Source organism: Vogesella oryzae (assembly GCF_902829295.1).
Classification (GTDB): Bacteria; Pseudomonadota; Gammaproteobacteria; order Burkholderiales; family Chromobacteriaceae; genus Vogesella; species Vogesella oryzae.
This window is the reverse complement of sequence record NZ_CADEPL010000018.1, coordinates 22,934-40,497: the sequence shown is the minus strand read 5'-3', so window position 1 is coordinate 40,497 and position 17,564 is coordinate 22,934. Positions and strand designations below refer to the sequence as shown.

15 protein-coding genes are annotated in these 17,564 nt (G+C 62.9%); 12 read left to right on the top strand and 3 right to left on the bottom strand.

The features are described 5' to 3' along the window. Window positions 1–26 precede the first annotated feature (26 nt). From thiL to HU218_RS07050, 3 genes are all read left to right on the top strand, one after another. Window positions 27–971 (top strand): thiamine-phosphate kinase, encoded by a 945-nt coding sequence (gene thiL / locus HU218_RS07060; protein WP_174874234.1) that lies wholly within the window; start codon window positions 27–29, stop codon window positions 969–971. Next, on the top strand, window positions 955–1,443 hold the full coding sequence (locus HU218_RS07055; RefSeq protein WP_174874233.1) for a phosphatidylglycerophosphatase A family protein: 489 nt from the start codon (window positions 955–957) through the stop codon (window positions 1,441–1,443). The genes thiL and HU218_RS07055 overlap by 17 nt, the downstream gene beginning before the upstream one ends. 64 nt (window positions 1,444–1,507) lie before the next feature. Continuing rightward, entirely contained in the window at window positions 1,508–3,199 is a 1,692-nt protein-coding gene (locus HU218_RS07050; RefSeq protein ID WP_174874232.1) for a diguanylate cyclase domain-containing protein, read from the top strand. Window positions 3,200–3,268: 69 nt separating this feature from the next. Here HU218_RS07050 and acnB read toward each other — a convergent pair whose 3' ends face one another. Then, entirely contained in the window at window positions 3,269–5,860 is a 2,592-nt protein-coding gene (gene acnB, locus HU218_RS07045) for a bifunctional aconitate hydratase 2/2-methylisocitrate dehydratase (protein ID WP_174874231.1), read from the bottom strand. 177 nt (window positions 5,861–6,037) lie between these two features. On the opposite strand from acnB, the gene gcvA reads away from it, so the two are divergent. Beyond that, complete coding sequence (gene gcvA, locus HU218_RS07040; protein WP_174874230.1) at window positions 6,038–6,922, top strand: transcriptional regulator GcvA; 885 nt, start codon at window positions 6,038–6,040, stop codon at window positions 6,920–6,922. 116 nt (window positions 6,923–7,038) lie between these two features. Then, window positions 7,039–7,833, top strand: a complete 795-nt coding sequence (locus HU218_RS07035; protein ID WP_174874229.1) for a response regulator — start codon at window positions 7,039–7,041, stop codon at window positions 7,831–7,833. Here the strand turns inward: HU218_RS07035 and HU218_RS07030 are convergent. Beyond that, window positions 7,817–8,674: a hypothetical protein gene (locus HU218_RS07030; protein ID WP_174874228.1), complete on the bottom strand. Its 858-nt coding sequence runs from the start codon at window positions 8,672–8,674 to the stop codon at window positions 7,817–7,819. The genes HU218_RS07035 and HU218_RS07030 overlap by 17 nt on opposite strands. A gap of 297 nt (window positions 8,675–8,971) precedes the next feature. On the opposite strand from HU218_RS07030, the gene HU218_RS07025 reads away from it, so the two are divergent. The 4 genes from HU218_RS07025 to HU218_RS07010 all read left to right on the top strand — a co-directional run bounded on the left by HU218_RS07025 (window position 8,972) and on the right by HU218_RS07010 (window position 12,725). Further along, a complete protein-coding gene (locus tag HU218_RS07025) occupies window positions 8,972–9,853 on the top strand; it encodes an NAD(P)-dependent oxidoreductase (RefSeq protein WP_281357131.1) in 882 nt (293 codons plus the stop codon). Beyond that, window positions 9,847–10,623: a hydroxypyruvate isomerase family protein gene (locus HU218_RS07020; RefSeq protein ID WP_217450747.1), complete on the top strand. Its 777-nt coding sequence runs from the start codon at window positions 9,847–9,849 to the stop codon at window positions 10,621–10,623. The genes HU218_RS07025 and HU218_RS07020 overlap by 7 nt, the downstream gene beginning before the upstream one ends. Window positions 10,624–10,937: 314 nt before the next feature. Then, window positions 10,938–12,263: a DEAD/DEAH box helicase gene (locus HU218_RS07015; RefSeq protein ID WP_174874227.1), complete on the top strand. Its 1,326-nt coding sequence runs from the start codon at window positions 10,938–10,940 to the stop codon at window positions 12,261–12,263. Between the two features lie 135 nt (window positions 12,264–12,398). After that, the gene (locus HU218_RS07010) at window positions 12,399–12,725 is read left to right on the top strand and encodes a hypothetical protein (protein ID WP_174874226.1); all 327 of its coding nucleotides are present in this window, start codon (window positions 12,399–12,401) and stop codon (window positions 12,723–12,725) included. 3 nt (window positions 12,726–12,728) lie between these two features. Here HU218_RS07010 and HU218_RS07005 read toward each other — a convergent pair whose 3' ends face one another. Then, entirely contained in the window at window positions 12,729–13,913 is a 1,185-nt protein-coding gene (locus HU218_RS07005; RefSeq protein ID WP_174874225.1) for a vWA domain-containing protein, read from the bottom strand. 82 nt (window positions 13,914–13,995) lie between these two features. On the opposite strand from HU218_RS07005, the gene HU218_RS07000 reads away from it, so the two are divergent. From HU218_RS07000 to HU218_RS06990, 3 genes are read left to right on the top strand one after another with little or no spacing between them, the layout of a single operon-like run. Then, complete coding sequence (locus HU218_RS07000) at window positions 13,996–15,423, top strand: coniferyl aldehyde dehydrogenase (protein ID WP_174874224.1); 1,428 nt, start codon at window positions 13,996–13,998, stop codon at window positions 15,421–15,423. Beyond that, window positions 15,420–15,917: a hypothetical protein gene (locus HU218_RS06995; RefSeq protein WP_174874223.1), complete on the top strand. Its 498-nt coding sequence runs from the start codon at window positions 15,420–15,422 to the stop codon at window positions 15,915–15,917. The genes HU218_RS07000 and HU218_RS06995 overlap by 4 nt, the downstream gene beginning before the upstream one ends. Continuing rightward, the gene (locus HU218_RS06990; protein ID WP_174874222.1) at window positions 15,914–17,506 is read left to right on the top strand and encodes a GMC family oxidoreductase; all 1,593 of its coding nucleotides are present in this window, start codon (window positions 15,914–15,916) and stop codon (window positions 17,504–17,506) included. Before HU218_RS06995 ends, HU218_RS06990 begins: the two co-directional genes overlap by 4 nt. Window positions 17,507–17,564 lie beyond the last annotated feature (58 nt).

Sequence of the window (17,564 nt, the reverse complement as noted above, 5' to 3'; positions counted from 1 at the left end):
CGGTAGTCTGATAGTCCGAGGTAGTGATGAACGAATTCGATCTGATCCGCCGCTATTTCACCCATAGTGCCCCGGCGGCCGTGCTGGGAGTGGGTGACGATGCGGCGATTCTGCGGCCAACTGCGGGCCACGATCTGCATGTTTCTGCCGATATGCTGGTGTCCGGCCGTCACTTTTTTGCCGATGTCGATCCGGAAGCGCTGGGACACAAGACGCTGGCGGTCAATTTGTCGGACATGGCGGCGATGGGGGCTACACCGCGCTGGGCGTTGTTGACGCTGGCGCTGCCGCAGCTGGACGAGGACTGGGTGGCGGCGTTTGCGCGCGGCTTTTTTGCGCTGGCAGCCGAGCATGGCGTCAGCGTGGTTGGCGGGGATACCACCCGTGGGCCGCTGACCTTGTCGGTCACCATCATGGGCGAGACGCCGCAAGGGCAGGGGTTGCGGCGTGATGGCGCGCGCGCCGGTGACGATATCTGGGTATCGGGCCAGCTGGGGTTGGCCGCCGCCGCGTTGCAGCAGCGGCTGGGCAAGCTGCCGGATATCGCCTTGCCGGCAGATTGCTTGTGCCAGCTGGAGCGGCCGCAGCCGCGCGTGGCGCTGGGGCAGCAGTTGCTGGGCATTGCCCATGCGGCGCTGGATGTATCCGATGGCTTTGCCGCCGACCTGAGTCATATCCTGGCGCGTTCGCATTGCGGTGCCGAGGTGTGGCTGGATGCGCTGCCTACGCACCCGGCACTGCAGCCGCACCGTGCGTCGCTATTGTCCTGCATTGCGGCCGGCGGCGACGACTACGAGCTGTGCTTCACGGCGGCGCCGGAACGGGCTGCCGAGGTCGAGGCCGCAGCGGTGGTGGCCGGTGTCGGCGTCCACAAGGTTGGCCGCATCACTACCGCACCCGGCTTGAGCTTGTTGGCTGCCGATGGCGGTCAGGTGCAACTTGAAAGGCTGGGCTATGACCACTTCAACTAGACCGGACTGTCGTTTCCTGCTGGCCAGGCCGGCGCATTTTCTGGCGCTGGGTTTCGGCAGCGGCCTGATTACGCCGGCTCCCGGTACCTGGGGGACGTTGGCCGCATTACCGCTGGCCTGGGGGCTGCAGCTTCTCGGGCTGGGTGGCTTGTGGTTCGCGGCGCTGGCATTGCCGTTGTTTCTGCTTGGCGTGCAGGTCTGCGATATAACCGGGCGCAACCTGGGGGTGGCGGATAGTGGCCATATCGTGTGGGACGAAATCGTCGCCATGCTGCTGGTGCTGGCTTTTGTGCCGGCTACGCCGCTGGCATGGTTGGCCGCATTTGTGGCGTTCCGCTTTTTCGACATCATCAAGCCGTGGCCGATCCGCTGGCTGGATGCTCATGTGCACGGCGGTTTCGGCGTGATGCTGGACGATGTGGTGGCTGGCATCTTTGCCACACTGCTGTTGAAGTTGCTGCCATTTCTATGAAATAAGCATTGTTTTGCCGCTTTTGTCTGCGTAGCATGGGGCAAAATTTCGAGCGGCAATGGCTATGCGGTTTCATGTAGATGACGGCTTGCTGGCAGGCCTGGATCAGACGGAACAATGCTGGCTGGTGCTGGATGCGCATGGTGTGATTCGCCATCGCAACCCACCGGCCAGTTTGCTTTTGGGCGACGCGCTGGCGCCGGGGCAGCTATTGCCACCCCTAACGCATGCGCCAGTGCTGCGCGACTGGTGCGACTTGCTCGATCTGGCGCAGTTGCAGCTGGACGAATTGACGCTGGGCGTGCAGTTGCAGCCGCTGCTGCATGGAGTGCGGCTTTGCCGCTTGCTGGACATGACGCCGCTACTGCAACAGGAGCGCGAACGCCAGCAGCGGGAGCGGAACCTGTCGGTGTTGTCGGCACTGTCCAGTCTCGCGGAAAAGGACTATGTGCGGCGGCTGGACCTTGCGCTGGCGCAGGCAGCGGCAACGCTGGGTATGCAGGCCGGGCTGGTATTGCGCCGCAATGGTGACCAGCTGGAAGTGATCGCACATAGCCCGTCGCCATCGTTCGATCACGGCATGTTGCTGCCGCTGGAATTGACTTATTGCCAGCAGACGTTGCAGGGCAGCGCTTTGCTGGCGCTGCACGATGTGCAGGAAAGTACCTTGGCCACAGGTGCGTGTTACCGGCAAACCGGTATCCGCAGCTATATCGGCGTGCCGCTGGAGGTCGACGGGCAGTGTTACGGGACGCTGGCGTTCTGCAGTTTGTCGGCGCATGCCCTGTTTACCGAAGCGGATGCCCAGTTTGTGCGCCATCTGGCCCGTTGGGTCGGGGCAGTGCTGGAACGCAAGTTGGCCGCAGACGAACTATCGCTGTCTTACCGCATCCTGGAAGAACAACTGGACTGGCTGCGGCTGGCGGGGCAGGTGGCCCGCCTGGGGCACTGGAGCTACTCGCCGCACAGTGGCTGGGTAACTTTGTCGGCCGAGGCATGTGCGCTGCTGGATCTGGGGCGACAGCACCTGCCGTTGAGCGAGGTGGAGCGGCGGATGGCGGTGGAAGATCGCCAGCGTTGGCGCAAGGCGTTTGCGGGCTGTCTGTACGAGAGTGGTGAACTGCAGCAGGAAATCCGCCAGCGGCAGCGCGATGGCAGCATCCGCTGGCTATCGCTGCGCGCACAGCTGGTGGAACGCGATAGTGGCCCGTTGTTGTTCGGGGTGCTGATGGATGTCACCGAAGCCAAGGAGGCGCAACAGCTGATCCTGTATCAGGCATCGCATGATGGCTTGACCGGCTGCGTCAACCGGGCGCTGCTGTTCGACCGGCTGGAGCAGGAAATCCGCCGCTGCGAGCGACTGCAGCAGTCGTTCAGTCTGCTGTTTGTCGACCTGGATCACTTCAAGCAGGTCAACGATCACTACGGTCATGATGCCGGCGACAAGGTGCTGATGGCGATTGCCGATCGCCTGCAGCGCCTGCTGCGCAGTGCCGATACCGTGGCGCGGGTGGGGGGCAACGAGTTTGTACTACTGTTGCCGGGCATGGCGCCCGGGCGCAGCTTGAATATGTTGCAGCAGGAGGTGCTGGCGCAAATCGAGCGGCCGGTGCGTGACGGGCGACAGCATTACCGGGTGTCGGCCAGTATCGGTGTGGCAAGCTATCCGCAGGATGGCGGCGATGCCGGTGCCTTGCTGCGGTTTGCCGATGGCTGCATGTACCAGCAGAAAAGGCCGTCGGGGCGGCGCGGGTAGTTGCCACCGGGGTTGGCCGCATAAAAAAACGCCGCAGAATTCTGCGGCGTTTGTGTTGGCGTTACTCGCTTACACCTTTACGGTGTCGGCGATGTCCTGGTAGTCCTTGATCTGGTCAAAGTTCAGGTACTTGTAAACTTCGGCGCCTTTCTCGTTAATGATGCCGATGTTGGCCTTGTACTCTTCCACGGTCGGAATCTTGCCCAGCTTGGAGCAGATGGCGGCCAGTTCGGCCGAGCCCAGGAACACGTTGGTGTTCTTGCCCAGACGGTTCGGGAAGTTACGGGTGGAGGTGGACATGACGGTCGCGCCTTCGCGTACCTGCGCCTGGTTGCCCATGCACAGCGAGCAGCCCGGCATTTCAGTGCGGGCGCCGGCCATGCCGAACACGCCGTAGTGGCCTTCGTCGGTCAGTTGCTGGGCATCCATCTTGGTCGGCGGTGCCAGCCACAGTTTTACCGGCAGGTCGCGCTTGCCTTCCAGCAGCTTGGATGCGGCGCGGAAGTGGCCGATGTTGGTCATGCAGGAGCCGATGAACACTTCGTCGATCGGGGTGCCGGCCACTTCGGACATGAACTTCACGTCATCCGGGTCGTTCGGGCAGGCCACGATCGGCTCTTTCACGTCGGCCAGATCGATTTCGATCACGGCGGCGTATTCGGCGTCGGCATCGGCCTTGAGCAGTTCGCCATTGGCGATCCACTCTTCCATCTTCTTGATGCGGCGCTCCAGGGTGCGGGCATCGGCATAGCCGTCGGCGATCATGGTCTTCATCAGGGTGATGTTGGAGCGCATGTATTCGACGATCGGTGCCTTGTTCAGGTGCACGGTGCAGCCGGCAGCGGAACGTTCGGCGGAGGCGTCGGACAGTTCGAAAGCCTGTTCGACTTTCAGGTCTGGCAGACCTTCGATTTCCAGAACCTTGCCGGAGAAGATGTTCTTCTTGCCGGCTTTGGCTACGGTCAACAGACCCTGCTTGATGGCGTACAGCGGAATGGCGTTAACCAGATCGCGCAGGGTGATGCCCGGCTGCAGTTGGCCTTTGAAGCGCACCAGTACCGATTCCGGCATGTCCAGCGGCATTACACCCGTGGCGGCAGCAAAAGCCACCAGACCGGAGCCGGCCGGGAAGGAAATGCCGATCGGGAAACGGGTGTGGGAGTCACCGCCGGTGCCGACGGTATCCGGCAGCAGCAGGCGGTTCAGCCAGCTGTGGATCACGCCATCGCCCGGACGCAGGGCTACGCCGCCACGGTTGCTGATGAAAGCCGGCAGCTCTTTGTGGGTTTTTACGTCTACCGGTTTCGGGTAGGCGGCGGTATGGCAGAAGGACTGCATTACCAGGTCGGCGGAGAAGCCGAGGCAAGCCAGGTCTTTCAGCTCGTCGCGGGTCATCGGGCCGGTGGTGTCCTGCGAGCCAACGGTGGTCATGCGCGGTTCACAGTAGGTGCCCGGACGGACGCCTTTGCCTTCCGGCAGGCCACAGGCGCGGCCAACCATCTTCTGTGCCAGCGAGAAGCCCTTGCCGCTGTCGGCCGGGTCTTTCGGCAGGCGGAATTCGGTGGAGGCGGGCAGGCCCAGTGCTTCGCGTGCCTTGGCGGTCAGGCCACGGCCGATGATCAGGTTGATACGGCCGCCGGCGCGGACTTCATCCAGCAGTACGTCGGACTTCAGGCTGAATTTTTCAACCAGTTGGCCGTCTTTCTCGATCTTGCCTTCGTACGGGTAGATGTCGATCACGTCGCCCATTTCCAGCTTGGAAACGTCAACCTCGATCGGCAGCGAGCCGGAGTCTTCCTGGGTGTTGAAGAAAATCGGCGCGATCTTGCCGCCCAGGGTCACGCCGCCGAAGCGCTTGTTCGGCACGAACGGGATGTCCTGGCCGGTGGCCCATACTACCGAGTTGGTGGCAGACTTGCGGGAAGAGCCGGTGCCGACCACGTCGCCAACGTAGGCTACCAGGTTGCCTTTTTTCTTCAGGTCTTCGATGAACTGCATCGGACCGCGCTTGCCGTCTTCTTCCGGCTTGAAGGCCGCGTCGGGGCGGGTGTTCTTCAGCATGGCCAGGTAGTGCAGCGGGATGTCCGGGCGCGACCAGGCATCCGGGGCCGGCGACAGGTCATCGGTATTGGTTTCGCCCGGTACCTTGAAGACGGTCACGGTGATTTTCTGGGCCACTTCGGGACGGCTGGTGAACCATTCGGCATTGGCCCAGCTCTGTAGTACGGCCTTGGCATTAGCGTTGCCGCCTTCGGCCAGCACTTGCACGTCGTGGAAGAAATCGAATACCAGCAGGGTCTTTTTCAGGCCTTCGGCTGCCACGGTGCCCACTTCGGCGTCGGCCAGCAGGTCGATCAGCGGCTTGACGTTGTAACCGCCCAGCATGGTGCCCAGCAGTTCGGTAGCCTTGGCGCGGGAGATCAGCGGCGACTTCACGCTGCCTTCGGCCACGGCGGCCAGGAAGGAAGCCTTCACCTTGGCGGCATCGTCCACGCCCGGCGGAACACGGTGGGTAATCAGCTCAACCAGGGTCTCCTCTTCGCCAGCCGGCGGGGACTTCAGGAGTTCAACCAGTTCTTCAACCTGTTTGGCGTTCAGCGGCAGCGGCGGAATGCCCAGTGCGGCGCGCTCTGCAACGTGTTGGCGGTAAGCTTGTAGCATGGCTCGGGACCTTTGTGCTTGGGTTGTTTGCAACAAGTCTGTCGGCAGCGGGGTGTCTGCGACAGCCACCCGGGGACGCTATGGTTCTACCCGGTGGTGACTACAAGAAGATTACGCGCAAGCATTGCCGAGCACAAACGAGTAATCGAAACACGGGCTGTGAGTTAAAATCACAATATGAGCACATATCCTCCACTCAACGCATTGCGTATTTTCGAGGCGGCAGCAAGGCTGGAAAGCTTTTCTGCTGCGGCCAACGAGCTGCACGTAACCCATGGTGCTGTGAGCAAGCAGATCAAGCAGCTGGAAGAATGGCTGGATGTGCCCTTGTTCGAGCGCGCCAGCGGCCGCGTCAAGCTGACCGAGACCGGTTGGCGCTATCTGGTGCAGATTCAGGATGGCCTGGATCTGATCGCTAACGCCACTTCGCAACTGCTGCAGCCGGATCGCCAGCGCCGCTTGTCGATCAACTCTACGCCGACGCTGGCGATGTTCTGGTTACTGCCGCGGTTGGCTGGGTTCCGCGAGCAATACCCGGATATCGATTTGCATCTGGTGACGTCCGATCGCGACATCAGCCGGTTGGAGGCGCCGTTCGACATCGCCATCCGCCGTGGTCCGGGTGACTGGCCCGGCCATATTGCCAAGCCGTTCATGAAGGAGTGGGAGCTGCCGCTGTGCAGTCCGGCGTTGCTTGCGGCCAACCCGATACATAGTGCCGCCGATCTGGCCCGGCATACCCTGCTGTATGCCGATACCCGCCCGACCGCCTGGCAGCGCTGGTTTACCCTGGCTGGCGTGCCGGACCTGAAGCCGGCCAGCAGCCTGCATTTCGATCGCTTCTCGCTGGCGCTGCAGGCGGCAATTGACGGGGTGGGCGTGGTGCTGGGGCCATTGCCAATGGCGCGGCAGGCAATCGATAGCGGCAAGCTGCTGGCGCCGCTGGCGGCGCCGGTGGTGCCGGTGCGGGATTATTGCTGGATCGCGCCGCGTGCGGCGCTGGACGATGGTGCTATTCACGCTTTCTGCCAGTGGCTGGAGCAACAGGCAGCGGTGGTGTAAATGCTGCACTGTTAAGTAGCAGCTTATTAATAAATGCGTGTTTGGCGGGTATTGGCTTAGCTGCCTTCGGCTTTGTGGTTATGCTGGCGGGCAGCATAGATTCGGGAATCGACACAATGTTTGATCTGCACCATCTGACCGTTTGCCTGGTCGAGCCATCCCGGCCGCAAGGCACCATCATCCAGGGCTCGCTGCAGCAGCTGGGTATCGACAAGGTGATTGTCTGTACCGATGGTGCATCGGCGCTGGCGAGCATGCGGGCGTTTCCGCGCCCGGATATTGTGGTGAGCGCGATGTACCTGCCGGACATGACCGGGGCTGACCTGGTGGTGGCCATGCGTGGCGACGATGATTTGCGGGAAATGCCGTTTGTGCTGATTTCCAGCGAGACACGCCCGCAGCAGCTGGACACCATCCGTCAGGCTGGCGCCATGGCGATCCTGCCCAAGCCGTTTACGCTGGCGCAGCTGGATCGCGGCTTGTGCTCTGCATTGGACTACCTGAATGCGGAAGAGCTGCGTTCCAGTCTGGAAGGCCTGGATCTCGATGCCCGTCAGGTGCTGCTGGTGGACGATAGCGTTACCTCGCGTCACTACCTGCGTTCGGTGCTGGAACGTATGGGTTTCGAGCACATCAGCGAGGCTGGTAATGGCGCCGAGGCCGTGCCGTTGCTGGACGCACAGCGCTTTGATCTGATTCTTACCGACTACAACATGCCGGAGATGGACGGCAAGGCGCTGATCGAATACATCCGCAGCCATCCGGTAAACATGGCCAGCCCGGTGTTGATGATCTCCGGCGAGCAGGATTTTGCCCGTCTGGCTGCGGTAGAAGAGGCGGGGGTGTCGGCCATTTGCGACAAACCGTTCGAGATCGACACCCTGCGCCAGCTGGTTACACAGTTTCTGTAACGGTATCCGCGCGCGGCGGCACCCACACCAGCTTTTCCGCCGGCGACCTCTTGCCGGCCTGGCTGCGCCAGTAGCCGGCACGCACCGTTTGCGGCCAACTTGTCGGCAGGCCGGCTATGCTGGCCAGTAACACTTCCTGGTTGCCGCGCTTCAGTTGTTCCGTTCGCAATTTCTGCCGTTCTTTCTGGCTGCCGTTGCGCAGCAGTTGGCTGTCGGTGTCGGTCAATGCCTGCAGCCAGCTGCTTTCAAGTTGCAGTCGTGGCTGGGTAAGGAGCGCCAGTGTGCCAAATGCGGCTTGCAGCCATGGGCGCCAGCCGGCCAGTGCCGGGGTGTCCGGTACCTGTACCGAGTCCGGATAGCTGACGCCCAGCGTCAGTGCGGCTTCCATGCGGCTGAACCAGGGGCTGTCGGCAGGCGCGAAGTCCGGTTGCAGCAATAGCATGTCCACTTTTCTGGCGGCAGGGTCGTGGGTGACAAATGCTGCCGAATGCTGCTCGTCATGTTGCAGTTGCAACATGAAAGTGCCGGTTGGCAGGCTCGGGTGTGACGGCAGGGCGACGGGGGCGCGGGTGTGCGCCAGTGCCGTCTGCAGTGTAGGTGCCAGTGCGTAAAGACGGCGGCCGTCGCGGACAAATTGACCATAAGCCTCGGCCAGCACGAATTCCGTTTCCCGCTGGGTGTCATTCAGTCGATGCAGTGTTGCCGCTTGTTCCAGTTCGCGTTGAACGATAGCGGCAGCCTCGCTGCAGGCTTGTGGCAGGCTGCTGGTTTGCTGAAAGGTCTGGGCAATGCGTTTTGCCCACGGGCGGCTGGTCTGGTAGCGGTGGCTGTGAAAATCCATGCGATGGCTGTCCGGAACAATCAAAAGGGCGCGATTGTAGCGCAAAGCGCTGCATGCCCGGGTTGATGTGTAATTGAAATGTCATTGCATTGAGGGTAATCTGCCTGCACGTCGAGATTCTGCTATCTCTGCGTGGAGTGATCTGCGGTGCCACCGTACCGTTATCAGTCCTTCCCTTGTTGCAATACCTTAACGGGCTGGCCATGTGGCCGGCCCGCTTTTTTTGCGTTGCATCATCCGGCGCTGGCATCATCGCCATTCGTTTACAGCGCGGTTGCATGCCGCAGTGGAGGAAGCGTGCGTATCGGATTCATAGGGCTGGGCCTGATGGGAGTGCCCATGTGTCAGCGGCTGCTGCAAGCTGGTGCTGCGCTGATGGTGTGGAACCGAACCCCGGGCAAGGCCGAGACGCTGTGCCTGCAGGGGGCGGTGCTGGCGCATAGTGTTGCCGAGCTGGTGGCGAACTGCGATGTGGTGATGCTGTGCGTGTCGGATACCGAGGCGGTGCGGCAGCTGCTGTTTGCAGACGACGGGATTGCCGCCAATGCCCGGGCCGGCCAGTTGCTGCTGGACTTCTCCAGCATTGCGCCGGCGGCAACCCGCGACATGGCGGCACGGCTGCTGGCGCAAACCGGCATGCGCTGGGTCGATGCGCCGGTATCCGGTGGCGTGCGCGGCGCGGAGAGCGGGCAGCTGGTGATCATGGCCGGTGGCGAGGAGGCGGATATTGATGTCATGCGTCCGTTGCTTGCCCACCTGGGGCAGCGCGTTACCCGCATGGGGCCGGTGGGGGCGGGGCAGGTGACCAAGGTCTGTAACCAGCTGATCGTGGCCAGCAATGCCATGCTGATTGCCGAGACGGTGCATCTGGCTGCTGCAGCCGGTGTCGATGCCGGCAAGCTGGCACCGGCGCTGGCTGGCGGCTTTGCCGATTCCCTGCCGTTCCAGATTCTTGCGCCGCGTATGGCAGCGCACGATTTCGCGCTAGTGCAGTGGCGAGTGGCGACCTTGCTGAAAGACCTAGGTAACGCGCTGGCGCTGGGGCAGGAAAGTGGTAGTGACTTGCCGCTGGCAACGCTGGCGCAGCAGTTGATGCAGCAACATGCGGCGCTGGATGGCAATGGGCAGCGCGACCTTGCCAGCATTATCGAGCTGTATGACGGAGACGGGTCATGCTGAAGTATGCGGCCAACCTTAGCATGCTGTTTACCGAGCTGCCGTTGCCGCAGCGTTTTGCTGCAGCGGCGCAGGCCGGTTTCCGGGCGGTGGAGATCCAGTTTCCCTACGGCCACCCGGCGGACGAACTGGCTGTTTCGGCAAGCGCTGCGGGTGTGCCGGTCATCCTGATCAATGTGCCGGCCGGCGACTTGATGCAGGGCGGGGCGGGGTTGGCCGGTCATCCGGCACGAGTGACCGAATTTGCCGCCGCCTTGCCGCAGGCGCTGGCTTATGCGCAGGCGCTAGGGGTGCGGATGGTCAATGTGCTGCCGGGGCGGCTGGCGGACGGGGTGACACGGGAGCGGGCGCTGGTAGTGCTGGCGGCCAACCTGGCGCGGGCGGCGGACTTCTTTCGCCCGGCCGGTATCCGGGTGCTGTGCGAACCGATCAACGATCTGGATATGCCGGGTTTTCTGTTGCGGACTGCCGATGAGTTGGCGGAGTTGCTGGTAGCAAGCAATTGTCGTGACGTTGGCATGCAAATCGATCTGTATCACATGGCGCGCATGGGGCAGGATATTCCGGCCCTGCTGCGCCGGCATGCATCGCGGATTACCCATATCCAGTTTGCCGATGCGCCGGGCAGAGGGGAGCCGGGCAGTGGCGACTTGCCGTTGGCGCAATACTTTAACTTGCTGGAAGAGCTGGGCTATGCCGGCTGGTGCGCCGCCGAGTACCGGCCCACAGCACTGACACGGGACACCTTGCACTGGCTGGATAGTCTTGCTTGACGATTTTTTGCATACAGATTGTATCTGTCATTGAAAAATCAGTAGCTTGTGGCCGCTTTGCGTTGAAATATCTTGCAATAAAAAAATATTTTCAGTATATTGCGCGCTCTTCGAATTTATCTCGAATTTAGCCGGCGGATTTAACCCGCGCCGCCGGCCTCTGATATTTCATCGCCTCTGACGCCTTTTGGCCCGTTGCCGCCATGTCCTCTTTTCAGGACCGCTGTTTGCCGCTTGTCAGGTTGGTTCGATGACCTGTTACCCCTTCAAGCGGGCTTACACCCGGCTTATCCAGCCGGACTGAAAGGATTCACATGCATTTCTCCGATCTCGGACTCCCTGTTGTTGTTGCCAAAGCCCTGGAACAAGCCGGTTACGATACCCCGACTCCGGTACAAGCCGAAGCTGTGCCGGCTGCCATCGCCGGTCACGACCTGCTGGTTTCCGCGCAAACCGGTAGCGGCAAGACCGCTGCATTCCTGCTGCCGGCACTGACCCGCGTCAGCGAGCGCTCCAAAGGCTCGGGCAACGGCCCGCGCGTACTGGTGCTGACCCCGACCCGCGAACTGGCGCAGCAGGTTGAAAAGAACGCGCTGGTTTACGGCGAAGGCATGCGCTTCCTGCGCACCGTTACCCTGGTGGGTGGCGCTTCCTTCGGCTTCCAGACCCGCGCCCTGTCGCGTCCGGTAGACATCATTGTGGCTACCCCGGGCCGTCTGATGGACCACATGCGCTCCGGTCGCATCGATTTCTCCCGTCTGGAAATGCTGATTCTTGACGAAGCCGACCGCATGCTGGACATGGGCTTCATTGAAGACATCGAGACCATCGTTGCGGCTACTCCGGCCGAGCGTCAGACCCTGCTGTTCTCCGCGACGCTGGACGGCATCGTCGGCAAGATGGCCGAGCGCATGACCCGCAATCCGCAGCGTATCGAAATCGAGCGCAAGGAAGAAAGCGGCAACATCGAAGAGCATCTGCTGTACGCCGATGACAACAATCACAAGAACCGTCTGCTGGACGCGATCCTGAAAGAGTCCGATTTCGAACAGGCTGTGGTGTTTACCGCCACCAAGCTGGGTTCCGAAGAAATCGCCGACAAGCTGTCGGACATGGGTTACTCCGCTGCCTGCCTGCATGGCGACATGCCGCAAAGCTGGCGTAACCGTACGCTGAACGACCTGCGTCGCGGCCGTATCAAGATTCTGGTGGCAACCGACGTGGCTGCCCGCGGTATCGACGTACCGGCTATCGGTCTGGTGGTGAATTACGACCTGCCGAAGCAGGCGGAAGACTACGTGCACCGTATCGGCCGTACCGGTCGTGCCGGTCGTAGCGGCGTGGCAATCACCATCGCCGAATCGCGCGAATTCCACCGCGTGCGTCGTATTGAGCAATACCTGAAGCGCCAACTGGCCGAAGCTGTGATCCAGGGCATGGAGCCGACCCGTCGTCCGCCGAAAGGTCGTCGCCCGCAAGGTGCTGGCGCCCGTGATGGCCAGCGTCGCGGTGGCTACGGTGATCGCAAGCCGGGCGGTGGTTACGCCGGCAAGAGCGGCGGCTACGGCGATCGCCGTGGCAGCAGCGGCCCGCGTCAGGGTGGTCACGGTGGCGAGCGTCGCGCACCGCGCGCCGAGTAAGCGCTACTCAGCAGAAGAACCCCGCCACGGCGGGGTTTTTTATTGTCTGCGGCCAACCACCATGTTGGCTGCAGGGTTGCCAGCCTTGTGCCGAGGGGTGCAAGCTGCCTGCTCGATGATATGCGGAGAAGCAAAATGAGCATGCTGGACAGTCTGTTGAAGTTGCTGGATGGTCCGCGCGACGGGGCCATGTTGCGGTTCGGTATTGCCAATGAATATGCGCATCAGCAGGACTGGCCACAGGCCGCCCGCTTTGCGCGTCAGGCGGTGGAGCGGCAGCATGATTTTTCCGCAGCGTGGAAGCTGCTGGGCAAGTCATTGCTGAATGCCGGTGAGGCGGACGCCGCCTTGGCGGCCTATCGTGAGGGCATTGCCATTGCCGAGAGCAAGGGGGATATCCAGGCCGCCAAGGAGATGAAAGTGTTTGCGCGGCGCATCGAGAAGGCTGGGCCGGCGGTGTAGTGCTCAGGCACTGCCGCGTTTCAGTGCCTTCATTGCCGCGCTCAGTCCCTCTACTGTCAGCGGGAACATGCGCCCGTCCATCAGCTCACGCACCATCTGTACCGATTGCGTGTACTGCCAGGACTGTTCCGGCAGCGGGTTGAGCCACACCGCATGGCGGAATTGCGCCAGCAGGCGGCGCAGCCAGACTTCGCCCGCTTCGTCGTTCATGTGTTCCACGCTGCCGCCCCTGAGCACGATTTCGTACGGACCCATGCTGGCGTCGCCGACAAAGATTAGCTTGTAGTCCTGGCCGAAAGTATGGATCACGTCCAGGGTGGCGGTTTTCTGGCTGAAGCGCCGCGCATTGTCCTGCCACAGCGCCTCGTACACGCAGTTGTGAAAGTAGTAATACTCCAGATGCTTGAACTCGGTTTTTGCGGCCGAGAACAGCTCCTCGCACACGCGGATATGGTCGTCCATCGAGCCGCCGACATCGAACAGTACCAGCACTTTCACCGTGTTGTGCAGCTCCGGCGCCACCTGTACGTCCAGCAGGCCGCCATTCTTTGCCGTGGCGGCAATGGTTGCCGGCAGGTCCAGCGTTTCTGTGGCACCGGCGCGGGCAAATTCGCGCAGGCGGCGTAACGCCACCTTGATGTTGCGGGTGCCCAGTTCTACCGAGTCGTCAAAATTACGGAATTCGCGCTGATCCCATACCTTTACCGCGCGGCGGTGGCGTGATTCCTGTTGTCCGATACGCACGCCCTCCGGGTTATAGCCATAGGCGCCAAACGGACTGGTGCCGCCGGTGCCTATCCACTTGTTGCCGCCCTGGTGGCGTTCCTTCTGTTCTTCCAGTCGCTGGCGCAGGGTTTCCATCAGCTTGTCCCAGCCCAGCGCAGCGATCTGCTGCTTTTCTTCCTCGCTCAGGAGTTTCTCTACCTGCTTGCGCAGCCATTCTTCCGGTAGCGCGGTCTGCAGCTCGTCGAGTGCGCTTTCAATGCCATGGGCGTAGTGAGCGAATACACGGTCGAAGCGGTCGAAGTATTTCTCGTCCTTGATCAGCACGCAGCGGGACAGCTGGTAGAACTGTTCGACGCTGCCAAAAGCCAGTTGCTGTTGCAGTGCCTGCAGCAGGGTGAGGTGTTCCTTGAGCGATACCGGCAGGCCGGCCTGGCGCAAGGCGAGAAAGAAGTCGAGCAGCATGATGAAAACCGGTGACAAATGCGGAAAAGCAGTCTAGAGTCATGGCTCTAAACAAGTGTTTGATAGCTTCGGAGCATAGCACATGAAAGCAGGCAGCCCCATTGCCGACAGTCTGCACGCAAGCCTTGCCGAGCTGCAACAGCACGCTGCCAGCGGGAGGGCGGATTATGCCACCCGTCAGCGCTGGCTGGAGGGGCTGCAGCGCATGGTTACCGATCATCAGGCAGAGTGGATTGCGGCACTGAATGCCGATTTCGGCTGCCGTAGCGCGGTGGAGACACGGCTGGCCGAGCTGTTTCCGGCGCTGGAAGGTATCCGGTTGGCGCGTCGCCGGCTCGGGCGCTGGATGCGGCCGCAACGCCGTGGTGTGTCGCTGTGGTTCTGGCCGGCGCGTGCCGCGGTACGGCCGCAGCCGCTGGGCGTGGCCGGCATCATCGTGCCGTGGAATTACCCGCTGTTTCTGGCGATCGGCCCGCTGACCAGCGCGCTGGCGGCCGGCAATCGCGCCATGGTGAAAATGTCCGAACTATCGCCGCATAGTGGCGAACTGATGGCGCGGCTGTGTGAGCGCTACCTCGGGCGTGATGTGGTGCGGGTGATCAATGGCGGGTTGGATGTGGCTGCCGCATTTGGCAATCTGCCGTTCGACCACCTGCTGTTTACCGGCTCCACCCGGGTTGGCCGCATGGTGATGCAGGCCGCTGCGGCCAACCTGACACCGGTAACGCTGGAGCTGGGCGGCAAGTCGCCGTTGCTGGTGACGCCGGGTTTTGACATGGCGCGGGCCGCGGCCAGCGTGGTAGCCGGCAAGCTGCTTAATGCCGGCCAAACCTGCGTGGCGCCGGATTACGTGCTGGTGCATGCCGATGATCGTGATGCCTTTGTCGCGGCGCTGCGGGCTGCCGCACGCCGCGCCTATCCGCGGCTGGCCGGCAATCCGGACTACACCGCCATCATCAATCAGGCGCACTACCAGCGGCTGCTGGCCTGGCGCGACGAGGCGGCCGGACATGGCGCGCGCGTGGAAGCGCTGGGCGAAGAGGATGCCGACTTGTTGGCCGCCGAGCGCAAATTCCCGCTGACCCTGATCGAGCAGGCGCCGGCCGAGTGCGCGGTGATGCGCGAGGAAATCTTCGGCCCCTTGCTGCCGATCATTACCTATCGCCAGCTGGGCGAGGCCCTGGCGCAGATCCGGCTGCACCCCAAGCCGCTGGCACTGTACCTGTTTGACGATAACCGTGCCCGTGCCACCCGGGTGCTGGACAGCGTGCTGGCGGGCGGGGTCTGCCTCAACGAAACCCTGCTGCATGTGGCGCAGGATCAGTTGCCGTTTGGTGGTGTCGGCAGCTCCGGCATGGGGCACTACCACGGTTACGAAGGCTTTGTAACGTTCAGCAAGATGCTGCCGGTGTTCACCCAGTCGCGGCTGGCGGGTACCGCGTTGATCCGCCCGCCCTACGGCAAGGTAATGCAAACCCTGTTGCGGCTGATGCTGGGGAAAGTGAAATGACGCTATCGCGACGACAACTATTGCAAACCGGCTTGCTGGGCGGGCTGACCTTGGCGTTGGCCGGCCGTCTGGCCGAAGTGCCGGCTGCGCCAGGCTTTGCGGCCAACGTGGCCGACCGGCAACTGATCATGGCACTGGCGCCCGGCATGCTGGGGCCGCTGCCGGCAGGTGGCGCCGCGCAGGTGGCCGGCAATGTGCTCAAGGCGATCGATGGCCTGCCGCTGGCGGTACAGGCCGAGCTGCGCCAGTTGTTCGACCTGCTGCATAACCCGCTGGCGCGCCGTCTGCTGGCCGGCGTGGCCGCGCCGTGGCCGGAAGCCGGCGAGCAAGCAATCAACGCCTTCCTGCAGCGCTGGCGCTACAGCCGCTTCAGTCTGTTGCGCAGTGCTTACCAGGCGCTGCATTGCCTGCTGGGTGCCGGCTGGTATGGCGCTGCCGCCAGCTGGCCGGCCATCGATTACCGCTTGCCCGCGATGATGAAAGGTTTGCTATGAGCAAGTTGCCTGACCCCTGGCAAGCAGGGTTGGCCGCCGGCTGGCAAGTAACCGACGCCAGCCGGCTGGCGCAGGATTTACAGCTGGAGTGTGATGTGGCGATTGTCGGCACCGGCGCCGGCGGCGGCATGGCGGCCGAGTTGCTGGCGCAGGCCGGCTTGCGGGTGGTGATGCTGGAAGAGGGCGCGCTGCATAGCTCCGGCAGCTTCCGGCTCAACGAGGCCGAGGCCTATCCGCAGCTGTATCAGGAGTCGGCCAACCGGCAAACCGCCGACAAGGGCATCACCATCCTGCAGGGGCGCACGGTCGGTGGCAGCACCACGGTGAACTGGACCAGCAGCTTCCGCACCCCGGCGGGGACGCTGGGGTGGTGGCGGCGGGCGCATGGCTTGCAGAACATGAGCGAGGAGTCGATGCAGCCGTGGTTCGAGCGCGCCGAGGCGCGGCTGGGCATCGCGCCGTGGGAAACCGATCCGAATGCCAATAACGCGGTGCTGGCCCGTGGTTGCGAGGCGCTGGGGCTGAGCCATGGCCGCATGCGGCGCAATGTGCGCGGCTGCTGGAATCTGGGTTATTGCGGCACCGGCTGTGCCACCAATGCCAAACAGTCGATGCTGGTGACGACTATTCCGGCGGCGCTGCAGGCCGGCGCACGGTTGCTGACGCGGGTGCGGGTGCAGCGGCTGCTGCTCGCCGGTGATCGTGTCAAGGGGGTGCTGGCGGAAGCGTTGCAGGCCGATGGTGTGCGTGCCAGCGGCAGGCGGGTCACGGTGAAGGCGCGGCAAGTGGTGCTGTCTGCCGGTGCCATCGGTACGCCGGCGATCCTGCTGCGCAGCCGCGCGCCCGACCCGTATCGCCAGCTGGGCAAACGCACCTTCCTGCATCCGGTGGTGCTGTCGGGGGCGCTGTTCCCGCAGCGGATCGAAGGCTATTACGGTGCGCCGCAGTCGGTGTATAGCGACCATTTCATGCACGTCGGCGCCATCGATGGTCCGCTGGGCTACAAGCTGGAAGTGCCACCCATCCATCCGCTGATCATGGCCGCCACCTTGCCCGGCAACGGCGCGGTGCACCAGCGGCTGATGCGGCAGATGCCGCATCTGAATGTCACTCTGGCGCTGCTGCGCGATGGTTTTCATCCGGAGAGTGTCGGCGGGCAGGTGCGGTTGCGCGACGATGGTTCGCCGCTGCTGGATTACCCGCTGGGCGCGGTGGAGTGGGAGGCCGCGCGGCGGGCGTTGTTAAGCATGGCCGAGCTGCAGTTTGCTGCCGGTGCGCGGGCGGTGCTGCCGGTGCACGAGGACGCCGGCCTGGCTCGCAGCTGGCGCGAGGCGCGGCAGATGATTGCCGCGCTGCCGATGCAGATCATGCGTACCCGGGTGGTGAGCGCGCATGTGATGGGCGGGGCGGCGATGGCGGCGGACGAACGCCGCGGTGTGGTGGATGGTGATGGCCGGCACTGGCAGCTGCGCAATCTCACCGTGATCGATGGTTCGCTGTTCCCGACCAGTATCGGCGCCAATCCGCAGCTGTCGGTGTATGGCTTTGCGTTGCGGCAGGCGGAGGCGCTTCGCCAGCGTATGGCCTGAGCCTGTTGCTGCCAAAAACAATGCGGCCAACCTTGCAAAGGTTGGCCGCATGTTTATT